20 protein-coding genes and 1 tRNA gene are annotated in these 24,322 nt (G+C 74.2%); 12 read left to right on the forward strand and 9 right to left on the reverse strand.

Annotated features, from left to right (window positions below):
- The coding region (locus tag CCE02nite_RS12575) for an FAD-binding protein (RefSeq protein ID WP_141389980.1) at positions 1-763 on the reverse strand (763 nt) is incomplete at its 3' end.
- Positions 764-807: 44 nt separating this feature from the next.
- On the opposite strand from CCE02nite_RS12575, the gene CCE02nite_RS12580 reads away from it, so the two are divergent.
- The 3 genes from CCE02nite_RS12580 to rlmB all read left to right on the forward strand — a co-directional run bounded on the left by CCE02nite_RS12580 (position 808) and on the right by rlmB (position 4,843).
- Positions 808-2,076 (forward strand): alanine racemase, encoded by a 1,269-nt coding sequence (locus CCE02nite_RS12580; RefSeq protein ID WP_141389981.1) that lies wholly within the window; start codon positions 808-810, stop codon positions 2,074-2,076.
- Between the two features lie 91 nt (positions 2,077-2,167).
- Entirely contained in the window at positions 2,168-3,598 is a 1,431-nt protein-coding gene (gene cysS / locus CCE02nite_RS12585) for a cysteine--tRNA ligase (protein WP_141389982.1), read from the forward strand.
- Between the two features lie 231 nt (positions 3,599-3,829).
- The gene (gene rlmB, locus CCE02nite_RS12590; protein WP_141389983.1) at positions 3,830-4,843 is read left to right on the forward strand and encodes a 23S rRNA (guanosine(2251)-2'-O)-methyltransferase RlmB; all 1,014 of its coding nucleotides are present in this window, start codon (positions 3,830-3,832) and stop codon (positions 4,841-4,843) included.
- 60 nt (positions 4,844-4,903) lie between these two features.
- Here rlmB and CCE02nite_RS12595 read toward each other — a convergent pair whose 3' ends face one another.
- The 5 genes from CCE02nite_RS12595 to CCE02nite_RS12615 all read right to left on the reverse strand — a co-directional run bounded on the left by CCE02nite_RS12595 (position 4,904) and on the right by CCE02nite_RS12615 (position 11,907).
- Entirely contained in the window at positions 4,904-6,163 is a 1,260-nt protein-coding gene (locus CCE02nite_RS12595; protein ID WP_141389984.1) for a DUF4032 domain-containing protein, read from the reverse strand.
- Positions 6,164-6,314: 151 nt separating this feature from the next.
- The gene (locus CCE02nite_RS12600) at positions 6,315-7,985 is read right to left on the reverse strand and encodes a discoidin domain-containing protein (protein WP_141389985.1); all 1,671 of its coding nucleotides are present in this window, start codon (positions 7,983-7,985) and stop codon (positions 6,315-6,317) included.
- Between the two features lie 220 nt (positions 7,986-8,205).
- Complete coding sequence (locus CCE02nite_RS12605) at positions 8,206-9,330, reverse strand: ABC transporter ATP-binding protein (protein ID WP_141389986.1); 1,125 nt, start codon at positions 9,328-9,330, stop codon at positions 8,206-8,208.
- A 250-nt stretch (positions 9,331-9,580) separates the two neighbouring features.
- Positions 9,581-10,447, reverse strand: coding sequence for a trehalose-phosphatase (gene otsB, locus CCE02nite_RS12610; protein ID WP_170227307.1), 867 nt, complete (start codon positions 10,445-10,447; stop codon positions 9,581-9,583).
- The gene (locus CCE02nite_RS12615; RefSeq protein ID WP_371861926.1) at positions 10,444-11,907 is read right to left on the reverse strand and encodes an alpha,alpha-trehalose-phosphate synthase (UDP-forming); all 1,464 of its coding nucleotides are present in this window, start codon (positions 11,905-11,907) and stop codon (positions 10,444-10,446) included. The genes otsB and CCE02nite_RS12615 overlap by 4 nt, the downstream gene beginning before the upstream one ends.
- A gap of 181 nt (positions 11,908-12,088) precedes the next feature.
- On the opposite strand from CCE02nite_RS12615, the gene CCE02nite_RS12620 reads away from it, so the two are divergent.
- The 4 genes from CCE02nite_RS12620 to CCE02nite_RS12635 all read left to right on the forward strand — a co-directional run bounded on the left by CCE02nite_RS12620 (position 12,089) and on the right by CCE02nite_RS12635 (position 15,582).
- On the forward strand, positions 12,089-13,810 hold the full coding sequence (locus CCE02nite_RS12620) for a serine/threonine-protein kinase (RefSeq protein WP_141389989.1): 1,722 nt from the start codon (positions 12,089-12,091) through the stop codon (positions 13,808-13,810).
- An 86-nt stretch (positions 13,811-13,896) separates the two neighbouring features.
- Positions 13,897-14,472 (forward strand): hypothetical protein, encoded by a 576-nt coding sequence (locus tag CCE02nite_RS12625; RefSeq protein ID WP_141389990.1) that lies wholly within the window; start codon positions 13,897-13,899, stop codon positions 14,470-14,472.
- Between the two features lie 88 nt (positions 14,473-14,560).
- A complete protein-coding gene (locus CCE02nite_RS12630; protein ID WP_141389991.1) occupies positions 14,561-15,415 on the forward strand; it encodes a DsbA family protein in 855 nt (284 codons plus the stop codon).
- A 91-nt stretch (positions 15,416-15,506) separates the two neighbouring features.
- Positions 15,507-15,582 (forward strand) — tRNA-Thr (locus CCE02nite_RS12635).
- Between the two features lie 130 nt (positions 15,583-15,712).
- On the opposite strand, the gene CCE02nite_RS12640 is transcribed toward CCE02nite_RS12635, so the two are convergent.
- Together CCE02nite_RS12640 and CCE02nite_RS12645 are read right to left on the reverse strand one after the other, a co-directional pair.
- Positions 15,713-16,567 (reverse strand): SGNH/GDSL hydrolase family protein, encoded by an 855-nt coding sequence (locus tag CCE02nite_RS12640; protein ID WP_255318852.1) that lies wholly within the window; start codon positions 16,565-16,567, stop codon positions 15,713-15,715.
- A 347-nt stretch (positions 16,568-16,914) separates the two neighbouring features.
- Positions 16,915-17,574, reverse strand: coding sequence for a uracil-DNA glycosylase (locus tag CCE02nite_RS12645; protein ID WP_255318853.1), 660 nt, complete (start codon positions 17,572-17,574; stop codon positions 16,915-16,917).
- Positions 17,575-17,827: 253 nt separating this feature from the next.
- On the opposite strand from CCE02nite_RS12645, the gene CCE02nite_RS12650 reads away from it, so the two are divergent.
- The 4 genes from CCE02nite_RS12650 to CCE02nite_RS12665 all read left to right on the forward strand — a co-directional run bounded on the left by CCE02nite_RS12650 (position 17,828) and on the right by CCE02nite_RS12665 (position 20,779).
- A complete protein-coding gene (locus tag CCE02nite_RS12650; protein WP_255318842.1) occupies positions 17,828-18,145 on the forward strand; it encodes a DUF3263 domain-containing protein in 318 nt (105 codons plus the stop codon).
- 79 nt (positions 18,146-18,224) lie between these two features.
- The gene (locus tag CCE02nite_RS12655) at positions 18,225-18,875 is read left to right on the forward strand and encodes a LytR C-terminal domain-containing protein (RefSeq protein WP_141389992.1); all 651 of its coding nucleotides are present in this window, start codon (positions 18,225-18,227) and stop codon (positions 18,873-18,875) included.
- A 181-nt stretch (positions 18,876-19,056) separates the two neighbouring features.
- Positions 19,057-19,260: a cold-shock protein gene (locus CCE02nite_RS12660; protein WP_047232397.1), complete on the forward strand. Its 204-nt coding sequence runs from the start codon at positions 19,057-19,059 to the stop codon at positions 19,258-19,260.
- A gap of 19 nt (positions 19,261-19,279) precedes the next feature.
- On the forward strand, positions 19,280-20,779 hold the full coding sequence (locus CCE02nite_RS12665; RefSeq protein ID WP_141389993.1) for a phytoene desaturase family protein: 1,500 nt from the start codon (positions 19,280-19,282) through the stop codon (positions 20,777-20,779).
- A gap of 66 nt (positions 20,780-20,845) precedes the next feature.
- Here CCE02nite_RS12665 and CCE02nite_RS12670 read toward each other — a convergent pair whose 3' ends face one another.
- Complete coding sequence (locus tag CCE02nite_RS12670) at positions 20,846-22,303, reverse strand: glycoside hydrolase family 15 protein (RefSeq protein WP_141389994.1); 1,458 nt, start codon at positions 22,301-22,303, stop codon at positions 20,846-20,848.
- A 300-nt stretch (positions 22,304-22,603) separates the two neighbouring features.
- Here CCE02nite_RS12670 and groL point away from each other — a divergent pair, with 300 nt between their 5' ends.
- The gene (gene groL / locus CCE02nite_RS12675) at positions 22,604-24,229 is read left to right on the forward strand and encodes a chaperonin GroEL (RefSeq protein WP_141389995.1); all 1,626 of its coding nucleotides are present in this window, start codon (positions 22,604-22,606) and stop codon (positions 24,227-24,229) included.
- Positions 24,230-24,322 lie beyond the last annotated feature (93 nt).

Genomic DNA, 24,322 nt, shown 5'->3' on the forward strand with positions numbered 1-24,322 from the left:
CCTCGTCGGGCGCGAGCCGGTTGTTGCGCTTGGTCAGGGCCCGGCGCGTGTGGGGGAACCAGTAGAACTCGAAGTGGTCGTTGCCCCCGACGAGCCCGTCGGCGTCGTCCGGCGCGCCGAGTCCCTCCAGCACGCGGTCCAGCGGCCAGGGCTCCTCCTGTGCGCGGAGCAGGAACGCCGGCACCACCTCGAGCGTGACCGCCGACAGGATGCCCGTGACACCGAGCCCCAGGCGGCTCAGCTCGAACAGGTCGCGGTCCTGCGCGGCCGACGCCTCGCGCACCTCGCCGTCCGCCCCGACGACGCGGACGCCGCGCACCTGCGTGGCGAGCCCGCCGAGGCCCGCGCCGGTCCCGTGCGTGCCCGTCGAGATCGCGCCGGCGATCGACTGCCGGTCGATGTCGCCGAGGTTGCGCATGGCGAGACCCGCGGCAGCGAGGGCCTCGTTGAGCCGGTGCAGCCGGATGCCCGCCCCGACGGTCACGAGGATCGCGTCGGCGTCGGCCTCGCCGGGTGCGCTCGCGCCGCGCGTGATGCGCTCGACGAGGCCGATGCGGTCCAGGTCGAGCAGGAGCCCGTCGGTGACGGCCGCGGGGGTGAACGAGTGGCCCGCGCCGACGGCGCGCACCGGCATCCCGTCGGCGGCGGCGCGGGCGACGAGCTCGCCCAGCTCCGCCTCGTCGCGCGGGGAGGCCCGACGGCGCGGGGTCGCGGAGGCCGTGCGGGCCCAGTTGGTCCAGGAGAGGGCGTCGTCGCTGCTCACAGGTCGTACTGTCTCACGCCCCCCGCGTGGCGTACGTTCTCCCCATGACGAGCGACGCGGCACCCAGGACGACGGTGGGGACGGCCGACCGGGCCGCGGACGAGCGCGGCGCGACGCCGTCGCTGCTCGCCCGCCTCACGCGCGCGACCGCGGACCTCGACGGGCCGCTCGCCGTCGTCGACCTCGACCGGTTCGACGCCAACGCCGACGAGCTCCGGGCACGCGCGGGCGGGGTGCCCGTGCGCGTCGCGTCGAAGTCGGTGCGCGTCCGCTCGCTCGTGACGCGGGCCGGGGAGCGCGGCTTCCAGGGCGTCATGGCGTTCTCGGTGCGCGAGGCCTTGTGGCTCGTCGACGCGGGCGTCCGCGACGTGCTCGTGGGTTACCCGTCCGTGGACCGCGCGGCCCTCGCCGCGCTCGCGCGGCACGAGGCCGGGCGGCGCGAGATCACGCTCATGGTCGACGACCCCGCGCACCTCGAGCTCGTCCGGCAGGCGCTCGCGGAGGCCGGCACCGGTGACGAGCCGCCCGTGCGCGTGTGCCTCGACGTGGACGCGTCGTTGCGCGTCGGCCTGGGGCTCGTCACGGTCCACCTCGGGACGCGGCGCTCGCCCCTGCACGACCCTCCGGACGTCGCTTCGCTTGCGGCACGCGTGGCGTCGACGCCCGGCCTCGCGCTGCGCGGCCTCATGTTCTACGAGGCCCAGGTCGCCGGGATGCCCGACTCGAGCCTCGCCGTGCGCGCGGTCAAGCGGCTCTCGGTGCTCGAGCTGGGCGAGCGCCGCGGCGAGGTCGTCGCGGCGGTGCGCGACGTCGTCGGGCACGACCTGGAGCTCGTGAACTCGGGCGGCACGGGGTCGCTCGAGACCTCGTCGGCGGACGGCGTCGTCACGGAGGTCACCGCGGGGTCGGGTCTGTACGTCCCCGGGCTCTTCGACGAGTACCGGTCCTTCCGGCCGCGGCCGTCCGCCTTCTTCGGCCTCGACGTGGTGCGCGTGCCCGCCGCCGGGTGGGCGACGGCGTTCGGCGGCGGGTACGTCGCGTCCGGTCCGGCGTCACGCAGCCGCCTGCCGCGCGTGGCGACGCCCGGGTGGGCGCTCACCGGCCGCGAGGGGGCGGGCGAGGTCCAGACGCCGCTGCACCGGACCCGGGGCGCCGCGGGCGCCCCCGACCTCGGCGTCGGCGACCGGGTCTGGTTCCGCCACGGCAAGGCGGGCGAGGCGATGGAGCGGTTCGACCGCGTGCACCTGGTGCGCGGGGACGAGGTGGTCGACGTCGTCCCGACGTACCGCGGCGAGGGCAAGAGCTTCGGCTGACGCGGCCCGGCCGGGCGTCCCCGGGACCGGTCCCGGGGCGGGCGGGCCGCGCTGACGGTCGTCGAGGCGGCTCCCCGGTACCCTTGCGGACGTGACTCTTCGCCTGTTCGACACCGCCACGCGGGACGTGCGCGACTTCGTGCCCCTGACTCCGGGCGAGGTCGGCATCTACCTGTGTGGCGCGACCGTCCAGGCGGCCCCCCACATCGGCCACATGCGCTCCGCCGTCGCGTTCGACGTGCTCGTGCGCTGGCTGCGGCGCGGCGGGTCGCGCGTGACGCTCATCCGCAACGTCACCGACATCGACGACAAGATCCTCGTGAAGTCCGCCGACGCCGGCGAGCCGTGGTGGGCCTGGGCCGCGACGTACGAGCGCGCGTTCACCGCCGCCTACGACGCCCTCGGCGTCCTGCCGCCCACGTACGAGCCGCGCGCGACCGGGCACGTGCCGGACATGGTCGAGCTCATGGAGCGCCTCGTGGAGCGCGGGCACGCGTACACGACCGGCCCGGGCGACGTGTGGTTCGACGTGCGGTCCTGGTCCGAGTACGGCTCGCTGACCAACCAGCGCCTCGAGGACCTCAACCCCGTGCCCGACGACGTCCCCGCGGACGCCGAGGAGGCCGCCGCCAAGCGCGACCCGCGCGACTTCGCGCTCTGGAAGGCGCCCAAGGAGGGCGAGCCGGAGACCGCGTCCTGGCCCACGCCGTTCGGCCGCGGCCGTCCCGGCTGGCACCTCGAGTGCTCCGCGATGGCGCGCCGCTACCTCGGCGACACGTTCGACATCCACGGCGGCGGGCTCGACCTGCGCTTCCCGCACCACGAGAACGAGCAGGCGCAGTCGCGCGCCGCGGGCTACGGGTTCGCGCAGCACTGGCTGCACAGCGCGTGGGTCACGCAGGGCGGCGCCAAGATGAGCAAGTCCCTCGGCAACGGTCTGCTCGTGCGCGAGGTCCTCGCGACCACGAGCCCGGCCGTGCTGCGCTACGCCCTCGGGTCCGTGCAGTACCGCTCGATGCTCGAGTGGACGCCCGCGACGGTCGTCGAGGCCGAGGCCACGTGGGAGCGGCTCGCCGGGTTCGTCGAGCGCGCGACCGAGCGCGTGGGCGACGTCGGCGACGTGACCGAGGCCGAGCTGCCGACCGCGTTCACCGCGGCGATGGACGACGACCTCAACGTGCCCGCGGCGCTCGCCGTCGTGCACGAGCACCTGCGTGCGGGCAACGCGGCGCTCGCCGACCGCACGACGGCCGCCGACGCCGTCGCGCGGCACCACCTCGTCGCGGTGCGGGCCATGCTCGACGTCCTCGGGCTCGACCCGGGGGACGCGCAGTGGGCCGACCGCGGGGACTCCCGCTACGCCGCGGTGCTCGACGCCGTCGTGGGCGCGGAGCTCGCGGCCCGCGCCGAGGCGCGCGCTGCACGCGACTTCGCGACCGCCGACGCGATCCGCGACCGGCTCGCCGCGGCGGGAGTCGCGGTCGAGGACTCGGCCGACGGCGCGCGCTGGACCCTCGCCTGACGACCGTCCCCGCGAGGTAGAGGCTTGGTACCGCGAGGTAGAGGCGTGGTCGTGACCTTGCCTCTACCTCGGTGGACCACGGCTCTACCTCGGCGGGGTGTCTGAGGGACACTGGAGTCGGTGGCGCACCTGCGCCCGCTCGCACGAACCGACCGACCTGACCGACCGGACCGGCGTCGATCCACCTGACCGACACCGACCGACCTGACCACGACACGACGGGTACACCCAATGGCTGGCAACTCACAACGACGCGGCGCGACCCGCAAGCCCGGCAGCAAGAAGGGCGCGACCGTCGGCTCCGGCGGGCAGCGGCGCAAGGGCCTCGAGGGTCGCGGGCCGACGCCGAAGGCCGAGGACCGCGTCTACCACGCGGCGCACAAGCGCAAGGCGGCCGAGGAGAAGCGCGCCACGACGCCGACCGGTCGCGGGGGCGCCCCGCGGGGCGGCCCCGCCAAGGGCGGCACCTCGCGCGGCGGCGGCCCGAAGGGTCGTGGCTCGGTGCAGGAGGTCGTCGCGGGCCGCAACTCCGTGCTCGAGGCGCTGCGGGCGCGCATCCCCGTCGAGGTGGTCTACCTCGCGTCGCGCCTCGACGCCGACGACCGGACCCGGGAGATCGTCGACATCGTCGCGGGCCGGGGCTACGACCTCCTCGAGGTCGGCAAGCCGGAGCTCGACCGCCTCACCGACGGCGCCGTGCACCAGGGCGTCGCGATCAAGGTGCCGCCGTACGAGTACGCCGACGTCGACGACCTGCTCGACGCGGCCGAGGCGACGGGGCGCCCGCCGCTGATCGTCGCGCTCGACGGCGTGACCGACCCCCGCAACCTCGGTGCCGTGCTGCGCTCGGCGGGCGCGTTCGGGGCGCACGGCGTGCTCGTCCCCGAGCGCCGCGCCGCGGGCGTCACCGCGTCCGCGTGGAAGGTCTCGGCCGGTGCCGCCGCCCGGGTGCCCGTCGCGCGCGCGACCAACCTGGTCCGCGCGCTCGGCGAGCTCAAGAAGGCCGGTTGCTTCGTCGTCGGGCTCGACGCCGGTGGCGAGACCGCGATCGGCGACCTCCAGCTCGCGACCGAGCCGCTCGTCGTCGTGGCCGGGTCCGAGGGCAAGGGGCTCTCCCGCCTCGTGCGCGAGGCGTGCGACGTCGTCGCGTCCATCCCCATCGGCTCGGACACCGAGTCGCTCAACGCCGCCGTCGCGACGGGCATCTCCCTCTACGAGGTCGCGCGCCTGCGCCGCGAGGCCTGACCGCTCCTCGACACGTCGACGCCCCGCCGGTCCGGTGACCGGTGGGGCGTCGACGCGTGGTCAGCCGTAGTACTCGGGGTCCTTCTCGCCGGGTGCGAGGCCGAGGATCGCCTTCTCGTCCGGCCGGTGGCGCAGGACGTTCTCGACGTACGACTGCGTCGCCTCCGCCATCGGGACGTCGCGGCCCGCGCGCTCGGAGATGAACCAGCGGTGGTCGAGGATCTCGTGGAACAGCTGCGCCGGCTCGAGCTTGCGGCGCAGGTTGCGGGGCACGGCCTGGATCGTGGGCTCGAACACGCCGCTGAGCCAGTCGTGCGCCACGAACTCCTCGTCGTCGTTCTGGCGCTCGGCCGCCGCGCGGAACGAGTCCAGGTCGTTGAGCAGCCGGCGGGCCTGGTTCTCCTGCACGTCGAGGCCGGTGAGGCGCAGCAGGCGCCGCGAGTGGTGCCCTGCGTCGACGACCTTCGGCTGGATCTGCACGGTCGTGCCGTCGATGTCGGTCGTGATCGCGAGCTCGTCCACGTCGAACCCGAGGTTGTTGAGGTGCTCGATGCGCGCCGCGACGCGCCACCGCTCGTTCGCGTCGAACGACTCCGACGTGGTCAGCGCCTCCCACAGCTCCTCGTAGCGCGCGACGAGGGCGTCACCGATCGCGACCTCGTCGACGTCCTCGTCGAGCAGCTCGCCGGCGGCCAGGTCCATGAGCTCGCCGATGATGTTCGTGCGCGCGAGGTCGACGTCGTACGAGCGCTGGCCGGGCGAGAGCTCGCGGTGCAGGTCGCCCGTCTCCGCGTCGACGAGGAACGCCGCGAAGGTCTCGGCGTCGCGCCGGAACAGGGTGTTCGACAGCGACACGTCGCCCCAGTAGAAGCCGACCAGGTGCAGGCGCACGAGCAGCACGGCGAGCGCGTCGATGAGGCGGGTCGCCGTGTCCGGGCGCAGTGCCTGGCTGAACAGCGCGCGGTAGGGGAGCGAGAACTGGAGGTGCTCCGTGATGAGCACCGCCTCCAGCCGCTCGCCGTCCGCGTCCTGGCGCCCGGTGATGACCCCGACCGGGACGACGCTCGGCACCTCGAGCCGGCGGAGCTGGCGGAGCAGCTCGTACTCGCGGTACGCGACCGTCTCGCCGATCTCCTTGATCGCGATGACGCGCCCGGAGAGGCGGACGAACCGCACGATGTGCCGGGAGATACCGCGCGGCAGCGCCGCGAGGGTCTCGGCCGGCCACTCCTCGAGCGGGATGTCCCAGGGCAGGTCGAGGAGAGCCGGGTCGGGGGCCGACGCGGTGATCTGCAGGTTGTGCACCGTCACGGGGTCCATTGTCCACGGTCTCCGTCGAGCGGCCGACGTGCGTGCGTCGTCTCGCGGCACGACGTCGGCGCCCGCCGGCCTCGGGTCGGGGCCGGCGGGCGCCGGGTCGGGCTGGGGTGGTCCCGGGTGCGGGCCTGACGAGCCACGCACCCGGGAGCCGTCAGGCGCAGTCGAGCGCGTCGTGCTCGACGTCGACGGTCGAGGTGACCTCCTCGCCGTCGACCGTCGCGGCGCCCGTGACGGTCACCGAGCCGCTCGCGACCGAGGCCGAGCGCACCGCGAACGACTGGTACGCGTTCGCGCCCGGGGCGACGTCGGCGAACTCGCGGGTGCCGTAGGCCGTCGTGAGGGTCACGTCGACCGGCGAGTCCTCGCCGTTCGCCGCGCGGACCGCGAGGTACGCCTGGCCGGCGAGGCACCGCGCCTGTACCTCGACGTCGAGGTCGAGCTGCCCGCTCGGCGTGCCGTAGACCTCGAGCTCGTAGAGCGAGAAGCCCCACTGCGTCGCGCGCTCCGTGAGGTAGAGGCGCACGTGGCGGCCCGTGGCCGCGACGTCCAGCTCGTCGTAGCCGCCGTCACCGTCGGCGACGGTGCGCACCGTGGTCCAGGTCTCGCCGTCCGGCGAGGTCTGGATCTCGTACCCCGACCCGTACGCGGTCTCCCAGTCGATCACGACCTGGCTGAGGTCGTAGCTCGCGCCGAGGTCCACCGCGATCCACTCCGGGTCGTCCCACGCGCTGCTCCAGCGGGTCCCGGCGTTGCCGTCGACCGCCTTCTCGGGCTCGTGGCCGGCCTCGTCGATGCTGGAGGCCGTCACCGGGCGGCCCAGGGCGAGCGACTCGTCGCCCTCGTTCCCGCCCCCGTCCTCGGACTCGAAGCAGCGGAGGTACCGGTAGGACTCCGCCGAGGTCTCGAACGACGGCGCCCAGTCCCACTCGTAGGTGTAGTACTGCACGTACGGCTCGGCCGCGGCGATGATCGCCGGGAGGTCCAGCTCGCCCCGGCCGAGGGCGACCTGCCGCATGTCGCCCGGCGCGTTCACGTTCACGGCGTCCTTGATGTGCAGGAGCTCGATGCGGTCCCCGTGCTCCTCGATCCACGCCGGGACGTCGAGGCCGGCGTCGGCGGCCCAGCCGACGTCGAGCTGGAACGTGACGTAGCGCGGGTCGGTGTTGGCCTCGATGACCTCCCAGGCGCTGACCATCTCGCCCGTCACCGGGTCGGGGTACCGCGTGGTGAACTCGCTCTGGTGGTTGTGCAGCACGATCTTGTTCGCGCCGTTCTCGTGCGCGTACTGGCCGAGCTGGTCGACGTAGGCCGCGGTCGCGACCGCCTCGGCGTAGGTGCCGTAGCCTCCGGCCATCCCGCCGGTCCCGATGTAGTCCTGACCCAGCGCGACGGCGTACGCGACGGTCTGGGGCCACGAGCCCCAGTCCGTGCTGCCGTGGCTGGAGGACACCGCGAGGCCGTGCTTGTCGAGGATCGCCTGGTACTCCTCGACGGGCATCGAGTAGGGCTGGTTGTACGGCTCCACGTTGGTGAACCCCGCGTCGGCCACCTCCCCGAGCACGCGGTCGATCGTCTCGACGGACGGGGTCCCCGAGCCCCCGAGCTCACCGACGTGCGTGTAGAGCTGGATGGAGATCTTGGAGTCGGGCAGCCCGTCGTCCGGGCCGCACGTCTCGGCCGCGGCGAGGGTGGCGGGAGGGCTGGTCGTGGCGGACGGGGTCGCGACGGCCGGGGCGGCGGCGAGCGTGACCGCGACGAGCGCGCCGCCCGTCAGTGCCGCGCCGAGGCGCCGAGCGCGAGAGGCATGGTGCGAGATCTGCATGAGGCTCCAATTGACAGCGTTGTCTATTTGGCTGACGAACATGCGACTTCTGGTGTCACGTGTGCAAAAGTAGTGTTGTTGTCGACCATGACCCTGTCAAGGGCGAGCCTCGCTGCCCGCGACCGGCACGGGCCTCGCGGAGTACCGTGCCCCCGGACGACGCAGGGCGGGTCCCCCCGATCGGGAGGACCCGCCCTGCGGCGGTGCTGCGTGACGGGTGTCAGCTGATGCGCTGGCCCGACGCCGCGCCGAAGACGTGCGAGTGACCCGGGCGGATCGTCACGTAGATGCGCTCGCCCTTGGCCGGGACGTTGCGCGGGTCGACGCGGACGATGACCTGGTTGTCACCGGCGCCCGAGTGGACGTCGGCCTGGGCCGCGAGGTCGCCCTTGAGCGTGCCGTAGACGAACGCGTCGGAACCGAGCTCCTCGACGATGTTCACCTCGACCGGGAAGGCGGCCTCGTTGGCCTGCGACACGACGTCGAGGGCCTCGGGGCGGAAGCCGATCGTCACCTTGCCGTTGTCCGCCTCGGTGATCTTCGCGGCCGTCTCGCGCTCGAGCGTGATGCGGGCCGGGCCCACCTCGGCGACGCCGTTCTTGACCGCGAACGTGCCGATGTTCATGGCCGGCGAGCCGATGAAGCCGGCGACGAAGACGTTCTGCGGGGTGTCGTACATGTCGCGCGGCGTGCCGACCTGCTGGAGCAGGCCGTCCTTGAGGACCGCGATGCGGTCACCCATGGTGAGGGCCTCGGTCTGGTCGTGCGTGACGTAGACCGTCGTGACGCCGAGGCGGCGCTGGAGCGACGCGATCTGCGTGCGGGTCTGGACGCGGAGCTTGGCGTCGAGGTTCGACAGCGGCTCGTCCATGAGGAACACCTGCGGCTGGCGGACGATCGCGCGGCCCATGGCGACGCGCTGACGCTGGCCACCGGAGAGCGCCTTCGGCTTGCGGTCGAGGTACTCGGTGAGGTCGAGGATCTTCGCGGCCTCCTCGACGCGCTGGCGGATCTCCGCCTTCGGCGTGCCGGCGATCTTCAGCGCGAAGCCCATGTTGTCCGCGACGGACATGTGCGGGTACAGCGCGTAGTTCTGGAACACCATCGCGATGTCGCGGTCCTTCGGCTGGACGTCCGTGACGTCGCGGTCGCCGATGTAGATGTGTCCGCCGTTGACGTCCTCGAGGCCCGCGAGCATGCGGAGCGAGGTCGACTTGCCACAGCCCGAGGGGCCGACGAGGACGAGGAACTCGCCGTCCTCGATGTGCAGGTTGAGCTGGTCCACAGCGGGACGCTCGGTCCCGGGGTAGAGCCGGGTTGCGTGGTCGTAGGTGACCGTAGCCATGACTGGTACATCCCTCCACCGGCAGGTACGTGCCGGACGATCCGTTGTGCAGTGACGTGCCACGTCGACGTAGCTGTTCGCGATGGCGGACGAGCGTGTCTTCGACGACACAGAAGAAGTCGGACCCCCTCTGGTGCGAGCAGGGGACCCGACGTCATCGTGGACCTGATACTACTCCGGCTTCTGAGTGCTTCGTCACAGCGCCGGTCACGATCGGGTAGCGGTTTCGTGGCGGCGCGTGACCCGCCGCTCAGCCCTCCGCGCGTCCCAGCAGGTCGGCGAGCAGCTCGAGCGCCGCGGCCAGCCCGTCGGCGTCGGGCACCCGCGAGCCGGCCCGGGTCTCGCCGTCCCCGACCTTGACCCCCAGGTCGCCCGCGCCGAGGACGGCGAACGCGGTCTCGTCCGTGGTGTCGTCCCCGGCGTACAGCACGCGCGTGCGCCCGCCGGGGAGCCCGGCGTCCTGCCCGACGACGTCCCGCAGCCGGTCGACCGCCTCGCCCTTGGACGTCTCCACGACGGCGACCTCCACCACGTCCTTGCCGTGCATCGCGTGCAGCCCGAGCCGCTCGGCCACGGCGTCCGCGAGGTCCTCCGCCGCCCGCGTGTCGGCCGGGGACGCGAGCCGCGTGTGCAGGACGGCGGCGCTCGGCTTGTCCTGGACCCACGCGCCCTCGCGGCCCGCCACCGCGTCCGCGAGGCCGGCGCGCAGCGCCGCGAGGGCGTCGGCCTGGTCCGCGGACAGCTCGAGCGGGACGGCCTCGACGCCCGACGGGGTGACGACGCCGGTCTCGGCGCCGTGGCTGCCCACGAGGACGGTCCCGACCGGCGGCACGCTGCGCTCGGCGAGGTCCGCGAGGTGGCGCCCCGAGACCAGGGCGAGGCGCGTCGTCGTCCCCGCGAGCACCCTCCCGAGGCGGTCGACGGCGGCCCGCGCCGCGGGCGCCATGCGCGCCGCGTGCGGGTCGTCGACGAGCGGCGCGAGCGTCCCGTCGAAGTCGAGCGCGACGAGCCGGGCGTGCGGGGAGCCGCTGCCGTCCGCGGCGAACGCGCGGACGGCGTCGGCGACGGGCCGGGGCAGGGACGGTGGCAGCGCGGGGCCGCCGTCGGGCGGGGTCACGCGCGGGCCTCCACGGCGAGGTCGGCCTGCGCCCCGTCCTGGCCGACGTCGTCCGGCCGGCGGTGCGGCACGCGCGACGGCATGGCCGTGAGGACGCCGAGGAACGACTCCGACCACTTCGCGACGTCGTCGCTCAGGACCTTGCGGCGCAGGCGGCGCATGCGCTTGCGCTGCTCGCGGTGGTCCATGTGCGCGGCGGCCACGATGATGTCCTTCATCCCGTCGATGTCGTGCGGGTTGACCAGGAGCGCACCGGAGGAGAGCTCGTCGGCAGCGCCCGTGAACTCCGAGAGCACGAGGACGCCCCGGTCGTCGGAGCGCGCGGCGACGTACTCCTTGGCGACGAGGTTCATGCCGTCGCGCAGCGCGGTGACGAGCATGACGTCCGCCGCGAGGTACAGCGCGGCCATCTCCTCCGGGGGGTAGGAGTGGTGCAGGTAGTGGATCGCGGCGTGCCCGATCTCGGCGTACTCCCCGTTGATGCGCCCGACGGCGCCCTCCACGTGCTCGCGCAGCTCCTGGTAGGCGTCGACGTTCTCGCGGCTCGGGCTCGCGACCTGGACGAGCGTCGCGTGCTCGACGTCGAGGCGCCCGTCCTGGAGGAGCTCACCGTAGGCCTTGATGCGGTGCCGGATGCCCTTGGTGTAGTCCAGGCGGTCCACGCCGAGCATCATGATGTCCGGGTCGCCCAGGTCGGCGCGGATCTCGCGCGAGCGCTGCTGCACCTCGGGCGATCGCGCGAGCTCGTCGAAGCGGCGCGAGTCGATCGAGATGGGGAACGCCGCGGCGCGCACGTGGCGGTCGCGACCGTCCTCGCCGGGGACCGTGATGATGGGGCCGCGCGTCGTGTGCGCGCGCAGGCGGCGCACGGCGCGGATGAAGTTCGCGGCGTCGCCCGCGCGCTGGAAGCCCACGAGGTCCGCGCCCAGGAGCCCGTCGAGCACCTGCCGGCGCCAGGGGAGCTGCTGGAACAGCTCGAGGGGCGGGAACGGGATGTGGTTGAAGAACCCGATCCGCACGTCCGGGCGCTGGGCGCGGATCATCTGCGGCACGAGCTGGAGCTGGTAGTCGTGCACCCACACGACGCCGCCCGGCGAGACCTGCGCGACCGCGGCGTCCGCGAAGCGCTGGTTGACGCGCCGGTACGCCTCCCACCACGTGCGGTGGTACGTGGGCGGCGAGATGACGTCGTGGTAGAGCGGCCAGAGCGTGTCGTTGGAGAAGCCTTCGTAGTACCGCTCGATCTCGTCGGCGGAGAGGGTGACGGGCACGAGCCGCATGTCGTCGGCGTCGAACGGCTCGCTGGCCAGGTCAGGTGCGCCGGACCAGCCGACCCACGCGCCGTCGGACGCCTGCATGACGGGCTCGAGCGCCGTGACGAGACCACCGGGCGAGCGGTTCCACTCGACGTCCCCGCCGGGTCCGACCGTGAAGTCCACGGGCAGCCGGTTGGCCACCACGACGAGATCGAATCCCTCTTTACCTGTCAATGGACTGCTCCTTGAGCTTCGATAGATCGCGCCGGGGAGACCCAGGGTAGTCGGCTCGTCCCGCGCGGGGACGGGCCGTCCGTCCCCGGGCCGAGTCGCCCACCGGGCCCGTCGGGCCGCCGAACGGGCCTGCTGCCGCTACCTTGTCACCATGGAGGAGCCCACGCAGCGCGTCGACGCGCGGACCGCCCCGGGCGGGCCGTCGCGCGGCCCCGCGCCGGGCAGCGAGGTGGGGGGCTACCTCATCGGCGCACGCCTCGGGTCGGGGGCCATGGGCACCGTCCACAGCGCGCACGACGGCGGCGGGAACCTCGTCGCGATCAAGCTCCTGCACGCGCACGTCGACCTCGACGCCGCGGCCCAGGGTCGCGAGCGGCTGCGTCGCGAGGCGCTCGCCCTCCAGCGCCTGCGGCACCCTGCCGTCGCGCAGATCCTCGACGTCGAGCTCGACGGCCCCGACGCGTTCATCGTCACCGAGCTCGTCGACGGCCCGACCCTCGAGGACGAGGTCGCCGAGGGCGGCCCGCTCGACGCGTGGGACCTCTACGAGCTCGCCGACCAGCTCGCGGCCGCGCTCGAGTCCGTGCACGCGGCCGGCGTCGTGCACCGTGACCTCAAGCCGAGCAACGTCATGGTCTCCTCGCGCGGCCCCGTGCTCATCGACTTCGGGATCGCGCAGGGCCTCGAGGACGCGCGCGTCACGTCGACCGGCCTCGTCATGGGCACGCCCGGCTACCTCGCGCCCGAGCTGCTCGAGGGCGCCGCCCCGAGCGTCGGGAGCGACTGGTGGGGCTGGGCCGCGCTCCTCGCCTACGCCGCGACGGGTCGTGCCCCGTTCGGGGTGCGGCCGACCGACGTCGTCCTGGCCCGTGCCCGCAGCGGGCGGCCCGACCTCGCCGGCCTCGGGCCCGTCACGGCACGCGCGCTCGCCGGGGCCCTGCACGCGGACCCCGCGCAGCGGCTCGGCCCGACCGAGGTCGTCGCCGCGCTGCGCCAGGCCGCCGACACGGGGGACATGGCTCCCGCGACGCAGGTCGTCGGCCCACCGACGGGGCCCACGCACGTCGTTCCGCCGGTCGCCGTCGTCCCGGGCGGCACCGGCGCGCAGGCGTGGGCAGGCCAGGCGCAGGTCGTGCCGCCGCCCCTGCCCACGTCGCAGTCCCAGGTCAACGACGGCCGCACCATGGCCGTCCCCGCCGGGCACGACCTCATGGACGACCTCGGCGCGCCACCCGTGGGGGAGGACGGCGAGCCGCTCTACGTCCGGCCCGTGCCGGCCGCGCGCCGCACCGCGCTGCTCCTCCTCGCGGCCCCGCTCGTCCTGCTCGGCATGCTCCACCCGGGCGTCGCGTTCGTCGTGCTGTCCGTGCTCGTCGTCCTCGCGCGCGTCGTCGGGGTGACGACGGAGTCGCTGCACGCGCGGCGCGAGCGGCGCGGCGTGTCGCCCCGCGACACCGTGAGGGCGGTCGCGGCGTCGCCCTGGTACGTCGTGCGCGCCGTCGTCGGGGCGCTCCCGTCGCTGCTCGTGGCGGCGTGCGCCGCCGTGCTCGTCGTCGTGGCCGGGTGGTGGCTCCTGGAGTCCGACCGCTGGGTCGTCGTCGAGGGCGCGGACGGCGGGAACTCCCCGGTCGTCACGACCGTGATCCTCGGACTCGCGTCGCTCGCGGCCGTCGTCCTCGCGTGGGCCGGGCCGCTGACCCACCTCACGCGCTACGGGACACGGACCGCGCTCGCGCGGATCGCCCCGGGCCGCACCGGGACCCTCGTGCTCGCGGGCATCGGGCTCGCCCTCACGGTCCTGTGCGTCGTGCTCCTCGCCGGCGACCCCGAGGTGACGTGGTGGCCCTTCCCCGGGCCACCTGCGCTGCGCTGAGCCGGAGTCCCGGTGCCGACGCCCGCTCGTGGATCGTCCCGGGCGTTCCCAGCCCGCTACCAGCACGCATGCGTAGGATGGGCGCCGTGCTCCGGACGACGGTGCCGCGCGCGTGGTCGCGCGGCGTGACGCGCACGTCCGTCGTGCCCGTGACCGGCCGGCTCCTCGGCCCCGCCCTCCTGCTCCTCACGCTCCTCGCCGCCCTCGTGACACAGCTCGCCGACCGCGGGTACGCCGTCGTGCACCAGTGCGTCACGGTGCCGGGCGCATGGGGGGTCGCCGGGATGCACCTCGCGCTCGTCCACGAGACCCCGGACTGCCCGTCCGGCACCGCGCTCGGCGGCGACCCCGCTGCCATGGTCACCGTGGTCGGCGTGCTCGCGCTGCCCGTCGTCGTCGGGCACGTCGTGGCCGCGGCGGTGGCGTGGGGCGTGTCGGCGTGGGCGCGGCGCGCCCACGACCGCTCCCGGGCGGTCGTGACCGGCGCGGCGCGGGCGCTGCGGAGGGTCGTGCGGGGCGCGGGTCGCCCGGTGGGCGCGCTCGTGGCGGGGGCCCGGCGGGTCGTCCGCCCGGTGCCCGACGCCGTCCCCGTCGCCCTGCACCACCTCGCCGACGCGGTGGTGCGCACGCGGCGCGGTCCGCCGCGGCTCGCCCTGGTCTGACGACGCCGTCGGACGCACGGCCCGCGCGACCCCTGCCGGCGCGCACCTCGACACATCCCCGCTCTCGGAACTCCCTCGGAGGACGACCATGCCCAGCAACGAAGCCCAGACCAAGGCCCAGCGCCGCGAGGCCGCGCGCGCGGAGGCCCTCGCGCTGCGCGAGGCGCAGGCCAAGCGCGACAAGCGGAACCGCCTCATCACGATCGGAGCGCTCGTCGCGGGCGTCCTCGTGCTCGTCGGCGTGTTCCTCGCCGTGTGGATCCCGGCCATGAAGGACCAGAACAAGACGATCGACGCCGTCGCGGCCGGGAACCTCGCCGACGTGACGAGCCCGTCCACGTCGCGCGACGACGGTGGCATCCCGATGGGCGCCGACGGCGCGGCCGGGACGGAGAACGAGGGCGCGGTCGAGGTCGGCGTCTACCTCGACTACATGTGCCCCATCTGCGGCCAGTTCGAGGAGACGAACGGCCCGACGCTCGACCAGCTCCGCGAGTCGGGCGACGTCACCGTCGTCCTGCACCCCGTCTCGATCCTCGACCGCATGGCGAACGCGCAGCAGTTCTCGACCCGATCCGCCGCGGCCGCGGCGTGGATCGCGGACCGCGCGCCGGAGCAGATGAACGCGTTCAACGCGATCATGTTCCAGAACCAGCCCGAGGAGAACGTCTCGACCCTGACCGACGAGCAGATCGCGGACCTGGCCGAGCAGGCCGGCGTCCCGGCCGACGTCGCCGCGGGCATCGCCGACGGGACCGCCGTCGAGACGTACGGCGACTGGGCCGCGACCGCGACGAGCCTCGTCACGCAGGACGAGGCCCTCGTGAACCCGCAGTCGGGCGGCTTCGGCACGCCGACGATCACGATCGACGGCGAGCGCTGGGACGGCAACTGGAGCCAGCCGAACGCGCTCTCGGACGCCGTCGCGGCCGCGCAGGGCTGACCCCCTCGCCGGCGCCGCGACCGGCGTCGGCCGCGGTCCCGGGCCGTCGGGCGAGCAGGTAGTCTGTTCGCTCGCCCGGCAGCCCGGGCACGCCGCCTTAGCTCAGCTGGTAGAGCACTCGCCTTGTAAGCGAAAGGTCGTCGGTTCGAACCCGACAGGCGGCTCCACCACGACGCCCCCGGCTCCGCGGAGCCGGGGGCGTCGTCGTGCCGGTGCGCGTCGTGAGATCGGCAGCTTCTGCTCGGATCGGCAGCCTCGACTGCCGATCTGGGCCGACATCGCCGATCCCGTCCGCCTTCAGCTGTCGGCGAGCGGGACAGGGAGAAGCTCGGGCGCCTTGGGGAGGCGTCCGTCGCCCGACGACGTCCCGCGGATCCGGCGCTGAGCCCACGGCACGACGTGCGTGCGGACCCACTGCGCGTTCTGCCGCGCCCGGTCGAGCGCCGGGAGCGGCGGCAGGGGAGCGAGCGGGTCGTCCCACGCCGCGTCGTCGGGCGCCTGGCCCAGCCCGACGAGCGCCGCCTGCGCGACCCGCCGGTGCCCCTCGGGCGTCAGGTGGATGCGGTCCTCCGACCACACGCGCCAGTCGTGGAGCGCGCGCATCCCCCACAGGTCGAGCACGTACGCGCCCTGCCGGCGCGCGATCGACCAGATGTGCGCGTTGTACACGCCGACGCGCGGGCGCGTGAGGCCCACGAGCGGCGAGCTGGAGGCGTCGAACCCGGTGGCCAGGAGGACGTCGATCCCCGCCCCGCGCAGGCGTGCCACCGCGTGCTCGAGGTTGCGGGCGAGCCGGTCGACGTCCGCGTTCGGCCGCAGGATGTCGTTGCCGCCGCCGATGACGCTCACGAGGTCCGGCTTCATCTCCAGCGCCGCCGGGACCTGCTCGGTGAGGATCGAGCGCAGCTTGCGCCCGCGGATCGCGAGGTTCGCGTAGCGCAGCGGCTCCACGCCCGCCGCGACGCGACGGGCTGCGAGGTGCTGCGCGAGGAGGTCGGCCCAGCCGCGCTGGCGGTCCTCCTCGCCGGGGTAGGGATCCCACAGGCCCTCGGTGAACGAGTCGCCGATCGCGAGGTAGCTCGTCCAGCGGGGCGGGGCGTCGTCGGGTCGGGAGTCGTCGGGTCGGGAGTCGTCGGAGGCGTCACCGGCCAGGGGAGTGGTCGTCGGGTTCTGCGTCGTCACCCGCCCATTCTGCTCCCGTCGGTCCCGTGCCCCACCGAGGTAGAGCCGTGGTTCCGCGAGGTAGAGGCCTGGTCGGTCGAGGTAGAGCCGTGGTCATGCCTGACGGCGGCCGGCCATCGATCGCGTTCAGGTCACCCTGCGTGAGGGGTCGGCCGCTGCCCAGGTGACCCGGAGGGCCGACGGGCAGGTCGCAGCGGGTCCACCTGCCCCGACCTCCCAGGGCGACCACGCGCCGTCGGGCACGAGAACCACGCCTCTACCTCGACCGACCAGGGCTCTACCTCGCCGGACCACGGCTCTCCCTCGGCGGGGGCGGGTTACGCGGTCGGGAGGGTCCAGTCGACGGGGGCGGCGCCCTGGGCGACGAGGAGCTCGTTGACGCGGGAGAACGGGCGGGAGCCGAAGAACCCGCGACGCGCGGAGAGCGGGCTCGGGTGGGCGCTCGCGACGACGGGGGTGTCGCCGAGCATCGGGCGCAGCGTCGCGGCGTCGCGGCCCCACAGGATCGCGACGAGCGGGGCGTCGCGCGCGACGAGCGCACGGATGGCGGCCTCCGTCACGGCCTCCCAGCCCTGGCCGCGGTGCGAGCCGGGCTCGCCGGGGCGGACGGTGAGCACCCTGTTGAGGAGCATGACGCCCTGGTCGCTCCACGCGGTGAGGTCGCCGTTCGCGGGCGTGGGGGCGCCGACGTCCTCCGCGAGCTCCGCGAAGATGTTCTGGAGCGAGCGCGGCACCGGGCGCACGTGCGGCTGCACGGAGAACGACAGCCCCATCGGGTGCCCCGGCGTCGGGTACGGGTCCTGACCGACGACGAGCACGCGCACGTCCGCGAGCGGCCGCGAGAACGCGTTGAGGATCGCCGACGGCGCGGGCAGGTACTCGCGCCCGGCCGCCACCTCGGTGCGCAGGAAGTCCCCGAGCGCGTGGAGCTGCGGCGCGACGGGCGCGAGAGCCTCGGCCCAGTCAGGCGCCATGATGCTCGCGAGCGGGGGGCGGGGGCTCGGCGCCGGGTCGGGGACGGCCGGGGTGCTGCCCGGGTCGACGTCGACGGGCTGGACGGGTGCGCTCTCCACGGCCCCGAGCCTAACCGGCGCGCGGAGCGCGTCGGCAGGCTCTCGGCAGACGACGGCGAGGACGAATGACACCCGTGTGGTTCATGCGTACGCTGAGAGGCGGCCGGGCGCACCGGTGTGCGCAGGTCCCGTGACGAGAGAGTGCAGGGAGGGAACGATGAGCGAGGCGTACGTGCTCGACGGACCCGACGCGGTCGGCGCCCCGACCGACCAGGAGGGTTCTGCGTCGGGCCTGAGCGAGCGCGACCAGGAGATCCTGGCGTTCGAACGGCAGTGGTGGAAGTACTCGGGCGCCAAGGAGCAGGCGGTGCGCGAGCTGTTCGACATGACCGCGACGCGCTACTACCAGGTGCTCAACGCGCTCATCGACTCCCCGGCGGCGCTCGCGCACGACCCGATGCTCGTCAAGCGGTTGCGCCGGATGCGTTCCACCAGGCAGCGGGCTCGCACGGCCCGCCGGCTCGAAGGTCTGTGACGTGAGGACCGCCGTCGCCCGTGAAGCCCGGGCGAACTGGGCGTTTAGCCAACGGGCCTGACCGGGCTACCCTGTCGCCGTGACGAAGAGCCGCTACCCCTACGCGCCCGACGAGTTCGACGCGCCCGCGCCGCAGGGTGCGCCCGTGGGGGTGCACCGCACGCCGCGCAGCGGGTGGAGCAAGACGTGGCCGTTCCTGCTGGTCGCCGTCGTCTTCGCCGGCCTCGCGTACGGGGGCGTCGCGCTGCTGTCGGACAACGGCGCGTCCGAGAACCCGCCGCAGGCACAGTCCACCGAGCCCGCGGCCGAGGAGACCGAGACGCCGCCCGCCGAGGAGACCGAGGAGCCTCCCGCGGAGGAGGAGCCCCCGGCTACGGAGGAACCGCCCGTCGAGGAGACGCCCGCGGCGCCTGACATCGCCACGCTCATGGCGGCCGCCGACCCGGCCGCCAGCGTCCGCGTTCTCAATGCCAGCGGTATCGGCGGCGAGGCGGGCAAGGGCCGCGACGCTCTCGCAGACCAGGGCTTCACGAACGTCGAAGCCGCCGACTACGAGGGCGACCCGAACGACGTTGCGGTCACCACGGTCTGGTACGGCGAGGACCGGAGCGACAGCGCCGCGGCCGTGGCGGCGATCCTCGGGATCCCGGCGGAGCAGGTGAGCCAGCAGACGCTCCGATCCGGGGACGTCGTGGTGATCGTCAAGTCGGAGCTCACGCCCGCCGGCTGACGGCGTTCGGACGCACAACCTTGTAACGGTCCGGCGGCCCTCCGCTGACCTGCCCTTTCACCTGTCCGTCTGACGTCGGAAGCCGCGCGTCCGACCTTCCGTGCGCGCCGCTCGCGGGCTAGGCTCGGGCTACCACGGGGCGGGGGTCGCCTCGCGGGCGACGATGCACGAGGAGACGTAGATGGCTCAGGGCACCGTGAAGTGGTTCAACTCCGAGAAGGGCTACGGGTTCATCACGCCCGCTGCCGGCGGACAGGACCTCTTCGTGCACTTCAGCGCGATCCAGACCGACGGCTACCGCACGCTCGACGAGGGCCAGGAGGTCGAGTTCGAGCTCGGCCAGGGCACCAAGGGCCCGCAGGCCGAGCAGGTGCGGCCGCTCTGACGCGGCTCGCGAGGGTCGCGTGACGGAGAACCTCGACGCCGTCGTCGTCGGTTCGGGCCCCAACGGGCTGGCCGCCGCCGTGACCCTCGCACGTGCCGGTCTCGCCGTGCGCGTCCTCGAGGCGCAGCCGACGATCGGCGGCGGCGCACGCACGCTCGACCTCGGCCTCGCGGACGGGGTCGTGCACGACGTGTGCTCGGCCGTGCACCCGATGGCGTGGGCGTCGCCGTTCTTCGAGGCGTTCGACCTGGGCGCGCGTGGCGTGGAGCTGCTCGTGCCCGAGGTGTCGTACGCGCAGCCGCTCGAGGGCGGCCGCGCGGGCATCGCCTACCACGACCTCGACCGCACGGTGGAGCGTCTCGGCGTCGACGGCGACGCCTGGCGCGCGCTGCTCGGCCCGCTCGTCGAGGACTGGCGCGACGTCGTCGCGGTCGCCCTGGGTGACAAGCGGTCTGTTCCGGGCCGCGTGCTGACGCCGAGCGGCGCAGGGGCGGCGGCCCGGTTCGGTGCGGCGGTCCTCGAGCAGGGGAGCGCGGCCTGGACGCGGCGGTTCCGCACCGACGAGGCGGGGGCGCTCCTCACGGGTGTCGCGGCGCACGCGATCGCCCGCCTGCCGTCGCTGGCCGCCGCCGGGACGGCGCTGCTGCTCGCGTCGCTCGGTCACGCCCCGGGTGGGTGGCCTCTGCCACGGGGCGGTTCGGGTGCGATCGTCGCGGCCCTCCTGGACGACCTGCGGGCTCACGGCGGGGAGGTCGTCACGGGCCACCGCGTCGGGACGCGCGCCGACCTGCCGCGGGCTCGGGCCTACGTGTTCGACACGGCCCCGCGTGTCGTCGCGGACGTGTTCACCGACCTCTTGTCGCCGCGCACGGAGTGGGCCCTGCGCAGGTTCCGGCACGGCGACGCGGCCGCGAAGGTCGACCTCGTGCTCTCCGGGCCGGTCCCGTGGGCGGACCCGGAGGTGGGGCGTGCCGGGACGGTGCACGTCGGCGGGACGCGTGCGGAGATGGCGCGCGCGGAGGCGGACGTCGCGGCCGGCCGGCACGCGGTGCGGCCGATGATGCTCGCGAGCGACCCGACCGTCGTCGACCCGGCGCGCGAGGCGGACGGCCTGCGGCCGCTGTGGACGTACGCGCACGTGCCCGCCGGCTCGACGCGCGACGTGACCGAGGACGTCCTCGGTCAGCTCGAACGGTTCGCCCCGGGGGTCCGAGACCTCGTCGTCGCGTCCCGCTGCGTGCCCGCCGCGGAGATGGCGGCGCACGACGAGAGCTACGTGGGCGGCGACATCGCGGGCGGCGCGGTGAGCATGTGGCAGATGGTCGCGCGCCCGACGCCCCGGCTCGACCCGTACGCCGTCGGGCTCGAGGGCGTGTACCTGTGCTCGGCGTCCACGCCGCCCGGGCCGGGCGTGCACGGGCTCGGCGGCTGGTACGCCGCGCGGCGCGTGCTGCGCCGGGAGTTCGACGTCCGCGCGGAGCCCGATCTGGCGCCGACGTCGGGAGTGGGCGCCAGGTAGGGCTCGCGGTCCGCGACCACGCCTCTACCTCACGTGACCACGCCTCTACCTCACGCGACCACGCCTCTACCTCGCCGGCGCTGCTGTGGTCGTGTCGAGCTCTACGAGAGCGAGCACGACCAGGGCCGAGCTCCAGGAGAGCGGGGCGACGGCGGCCGGCGACCCGTCCGCGAGGACCTTCTCCGGGATCGCGCCGGACGCGGTGCGGTGGTCGTCGACCCACCGGAGCCACTCCTCGGCGTCCGCGACGTCCTCGGGCTCGGACGACGACGCGGCGGTGAGCGCGTACAACGTCGTCTGCGGTGTCCAGGAGATGCCGTCCTCGCGCCAGCCCGCCCCGGGAGCGAGCCCTCCGGCGGGGCGCAGCATCTCGGTGACCGACGCGCGCCACGCGACGTCCGCTCCCGCGAGCGGCTCGGGCTGGAACGGGGGCAGGACGAACGCGGTCGACGCGTCGTGCGCGCCGCCGGTGACGTGGCGCGGGTAGCCCTGCGACCCGAACGACCGCTCGACGGCCATGCGCAGGCGCGCGGCAGCCAGCGTCGCGTCGGTTGCCCGGCCGGTCTCGCCCGTCGCGGCGTAGACGTCGGCCGCGGCCTCGAGCCCGGCGAGCAGGGGACCGGCGGTGCCGAGGGTCAGCGTCGTCGGCTCGACCTCCCAGTAGTCGCTCGACGGCGGGGGCAGCGGGTCCTCGCCGTCGACGAGCGAGAGAGCGTGGTCCGTCGCGGCGTCGACGAGGGGTCCCAGCTCCGCGGCGACCTCGCGCCGCTCGGCGGCGGGCGTCTCCTCCAGCAGGACGTCGGCCGCCCACAGGACCCAGCCGACGCCGTCCGACTGGAGGCCGCGGTCGTCGGGCACGCCCGAGCCGTCGGGCAGGTAGCGCGCGTGGAACGACCCGTCGTCCTCCTGGACGCGGGCGAGGAACCCGAGGACGTCCCGTGCGTCGTCGACGTGCCCGGTGCGCGCGAAGGCCGCCGCGGTGAACGACGCGTCGCGCGGCCACACGTAGCGCCACCTGGGGGAGGCGGCGGCGAGCGCGGCGCCGTCGTCGAGCGTGAGGGCGCGCAGGTCGAGGAGCGCGGCCTCGCCGAGCGCCGCGAACGGGCCGTCCGCGCCGGGGACCGCGCCGGACGCGAGCCACGCGCGCGACGCGGCGGCAGCGTCGTGCGCCCGTGCGGTGTCCAGGAGCGCCGACGCGTCGAGCCGGGCGCCGGCAACCTGCGCGAGCCGGTTCGCCTCGCCGTCCGCGGGGTCGACGCCCCCCGCGAGCGCGACCGGGTCGAGGGCCGTCGGGTCCAGCACGCGGCTGCCGGGGAGGTAGGCCGCCCCGGCACCGGGGGCGAGGCGCAGGAGCGCGGTGCCGCCGCCGGGTGCGATCGTGACGGCCACGCCGTCCTGGTACAGGTCGATGTGCTCGCCCGTGGGGGCGGCGACGGCGGTCGCGGCGGTGAGGCCGAGGGCAGGGACCAGCACGAAGCCGGCCAGGGCTGCTGCGAGGCGCCACGACGGTGTTGCGCGGATCACACCGCGCATCCTAGGGGGATCGCGAGCGCGGCGGGTTTCGCCCGTCGCGATACGGGGACGGGCAGTGACGGGCTGTCTTGCACTCGCCCCCTGCGAGTGCCAATAATGGCGTTAGCACTCTCGTCATGAGAGTGACAGAAGTGACCAGCGCAGGCAGCCGCTCACCGCGGGTGCGGCGCACAGAACCAGGTCGACAGGTGAGGCCCGCCCCGGCGGCGTGACATGAACGCCGCCCGTCGCGGGCCGTCCGTCGCGGGCGCCGGCCGACCGCCACACGCCACCAGCGGAGGATCATTCCCCATGGCCAAGATCATCGCCTTCGACGAGGAGGCTCGTCGGAGCATGGAGCGCGGGCTCAACGCCCTCGCCGACACCGTCAAGGTCACCCTCGGCCCCAAGGGCCGCAACGTCGTGCTCGACAAGAAGTGGGGCGCGCCGACCATCACGAACGACGGCGTCTCCATCGCCAAGGAGATCGAGCTCGAGGACCCGTACGAGAAGATCGGTGCGGAGCTCGTCAAGGAGGTCGCCAAGAAGACCGACGACGTCGCGGGTGACGGCACCACCACCGCGACCGTGCTCGCCCAGGCGCTCGTGCGCGAGGGCCTGCGCGTCGTCGCGGCCGGCGCCAACCCGATCGCCGTCAAGCGCGGCATCGAGAAGGCCGTCGACGCGGTGACCGAGCAGCTGCTCAACGCCGCCAAGGAGATCGAGACCAAGGAGGAGATCGCCGCCACGGCCGCCATCTCCGCCGGCGACCCTGCGATCGGCGAGCTCATCGCCGAGGCCCTCGACAAGGTGGGCAAGGAGGGCGTCATCACGGTCGAGGAGTCGAACACGTTCGGCCTCGAGCTCGAGCTCACCGAGGGCATGCGCTTCGACAAGGGCTTCCTCGCGCGCTACTTCGAGACGGACCCCGAGCGCCAGGAGGCCGTGCTCGAGGACCCGTACGTCCTCATCGTCGAGTCCAAGATCTCGAACGTGAAGGACCTGCTCCCGGTCCTCGACCAGGTCATGAAGGCCGGCCGCTCGCTCCTCATCATCGCCGAGGACGTCGAGGGCGAGGCGCTCGCGACCCTGGTGCTCAACAAGATCCGTGGCACGTTCAAGTCCGTCGCCGTCAAGGCCCCGGGCTTCGGCGACCGCCGCAAGGCCATGCTCCAGGACATCGCGATCCTCACCGGCGGCCAGGTCATCACCGAGACGGTGGGCCTCAAGCTCGAGAACGCGACGCTGGACCTGCTCGGCCAGGCGCGCAAGGTCGTCGTCACCAAGGACGAGACCACGATCGTCGAGGGCGCGGGCGACGCCGACCTGATCCAGGGTCGCGTCAACCAGATCCGTGGCGAGATCGAGAAGTCGGACTCCGACTACGACCGCGAGAAGCTCCAGGAGCGCCTCGCGAAGCTCGCCGGTGGCGTCGCCGTCATCAAGGCGGGTGCCGCGACGGAGGTCGAGCTCAAGGAGCGCAAGCACCGCATCGAGGACGCCGTGCGCAACGCGAAGGCGGCCGTCGAGGAGGGCATCGTCGCCGGTGGTGGCGTCGCGCTCATCCAGGCCGGTGCCGTGGCGTTCGAGAAGCTCGAGCTCGAGGGTGACGAGGCGACCGGTGCGCAGATCGTGCGCGCCGCGATCGACGCCCCGCTCAAGCAGATCGCCGTCAACGCGGGCCTCGAGGGTGGCGTCGTCGCGGAGAAGGTGCGCAACCTCCCGTCCGGCCAGGGCCTCAACGCCGCGACCGGTGTGTACGAGGACCTCCTCGCCGCCGGCGTGAACGACCCGGTCAAGGTCACGCGCTCCGCGCTCCAGAACGCCGCCTCCATCGCGGCGCTCTTCCTCACGACCGAGGCCGTCGTGGCCGACAAGCCGGAGAAGACCCCGGCCATGCCGGGTGGCGACGGCGGCATGGGCGGCATGGACTTCTGATCCACGCCTGACCCGCTCCGGCTCGCACGGCGAGCACCGGAGCATCGCAGGACATCGAAGGCCGTCGGCCGGGTTCGCCCGGCCGGCGGCCTT

Origin of the sequence: Cellulosimicrobium cellulans (assembly GCF_006539945.1) — a bacterium.
Taxonomy (GTDB): Bacteria; Actinomycetota; Actinomycetes; order Actinomycetales; family Cellulomonadaceae; genus Cellulosimicrobium; species Cellulosimicrobium cellulans.

Excerpts from the sequence above, each read along its gene's own strand:
- CCE02nite_RS12580 (WP_141389981.1), top strand. The coding sequence starts at position 808 with ATGACGAGCGACGCGGCACCCAGGACGACGGTGGGGACGGCCGACCGG.
- rlmB (WP_141389983.1), top strand. The coding sequence starts at position 3,830 with ATGGCTGGCAACTCACAACGACGCGGCGCGACCCGCAAGCCCGGCAGC.
- CCE02nite_RS12595 (WP_141389984.1), bottom strand. The coding sequence starts at position 6,163 with ATGGACCCCGTGACGGTGCACAACCTGCAGATCACCGCGTCGGCCCCC.
- CCE02nite_RS12600 (WP_141389985.1), bottom strand. The coding sequence starts at position 7,985 with ATGCAGATCTCGCACCATGCCTCTCGCGCTCGGCGCCTCGGCGCGGCA.
- CCE02nite_RS12605 (WP_141389986.1), bottom strand. The coding sequence starts at position 9,330 with ATGGCTACGGTCACCTACGACCACGCAACCCGGCTCTACCCCGGGACC.
- CCE02nite_RS12620 (WP_141389989.1), top strand. The coding sequence starts at position 12,089 with ATGGAGGAGCCCACGCAGCGCGTCGACGCGCGGACCGCCCCGGGCGGG.
- CCE02nite_RS12630 (WP_141389991.1), top strand. The coding sequence starts at position 14,561 with ATGCCCAGCAACGAAGCCCAGACCAAGGCCCAGCGCCGCGAGGCCGCG.
- CCE02nite_RS12650 (WP_255318842.1), top strand. The coding sequence starts at position 17,828 with ATGAGCGAGGCGTACGTGCTCGACGGACCCGACGCGGTCGGCGCCCCG.
- CCE02nite_RS12660 (WP_047232397.1), top strand. The coding sequence starts at position 19,057 with ATGGCTCAGGGCACCGTGAAGTGGTTCAACTCCGAGAAGGGCTACGGG.
- groL (WP_141389995.1), top strand. The coding sequence starts at position 22,604 with ATGGCCAAGATCATCGCCTTCGACGAGGAGGCTCGTCGGAGCATGGAG.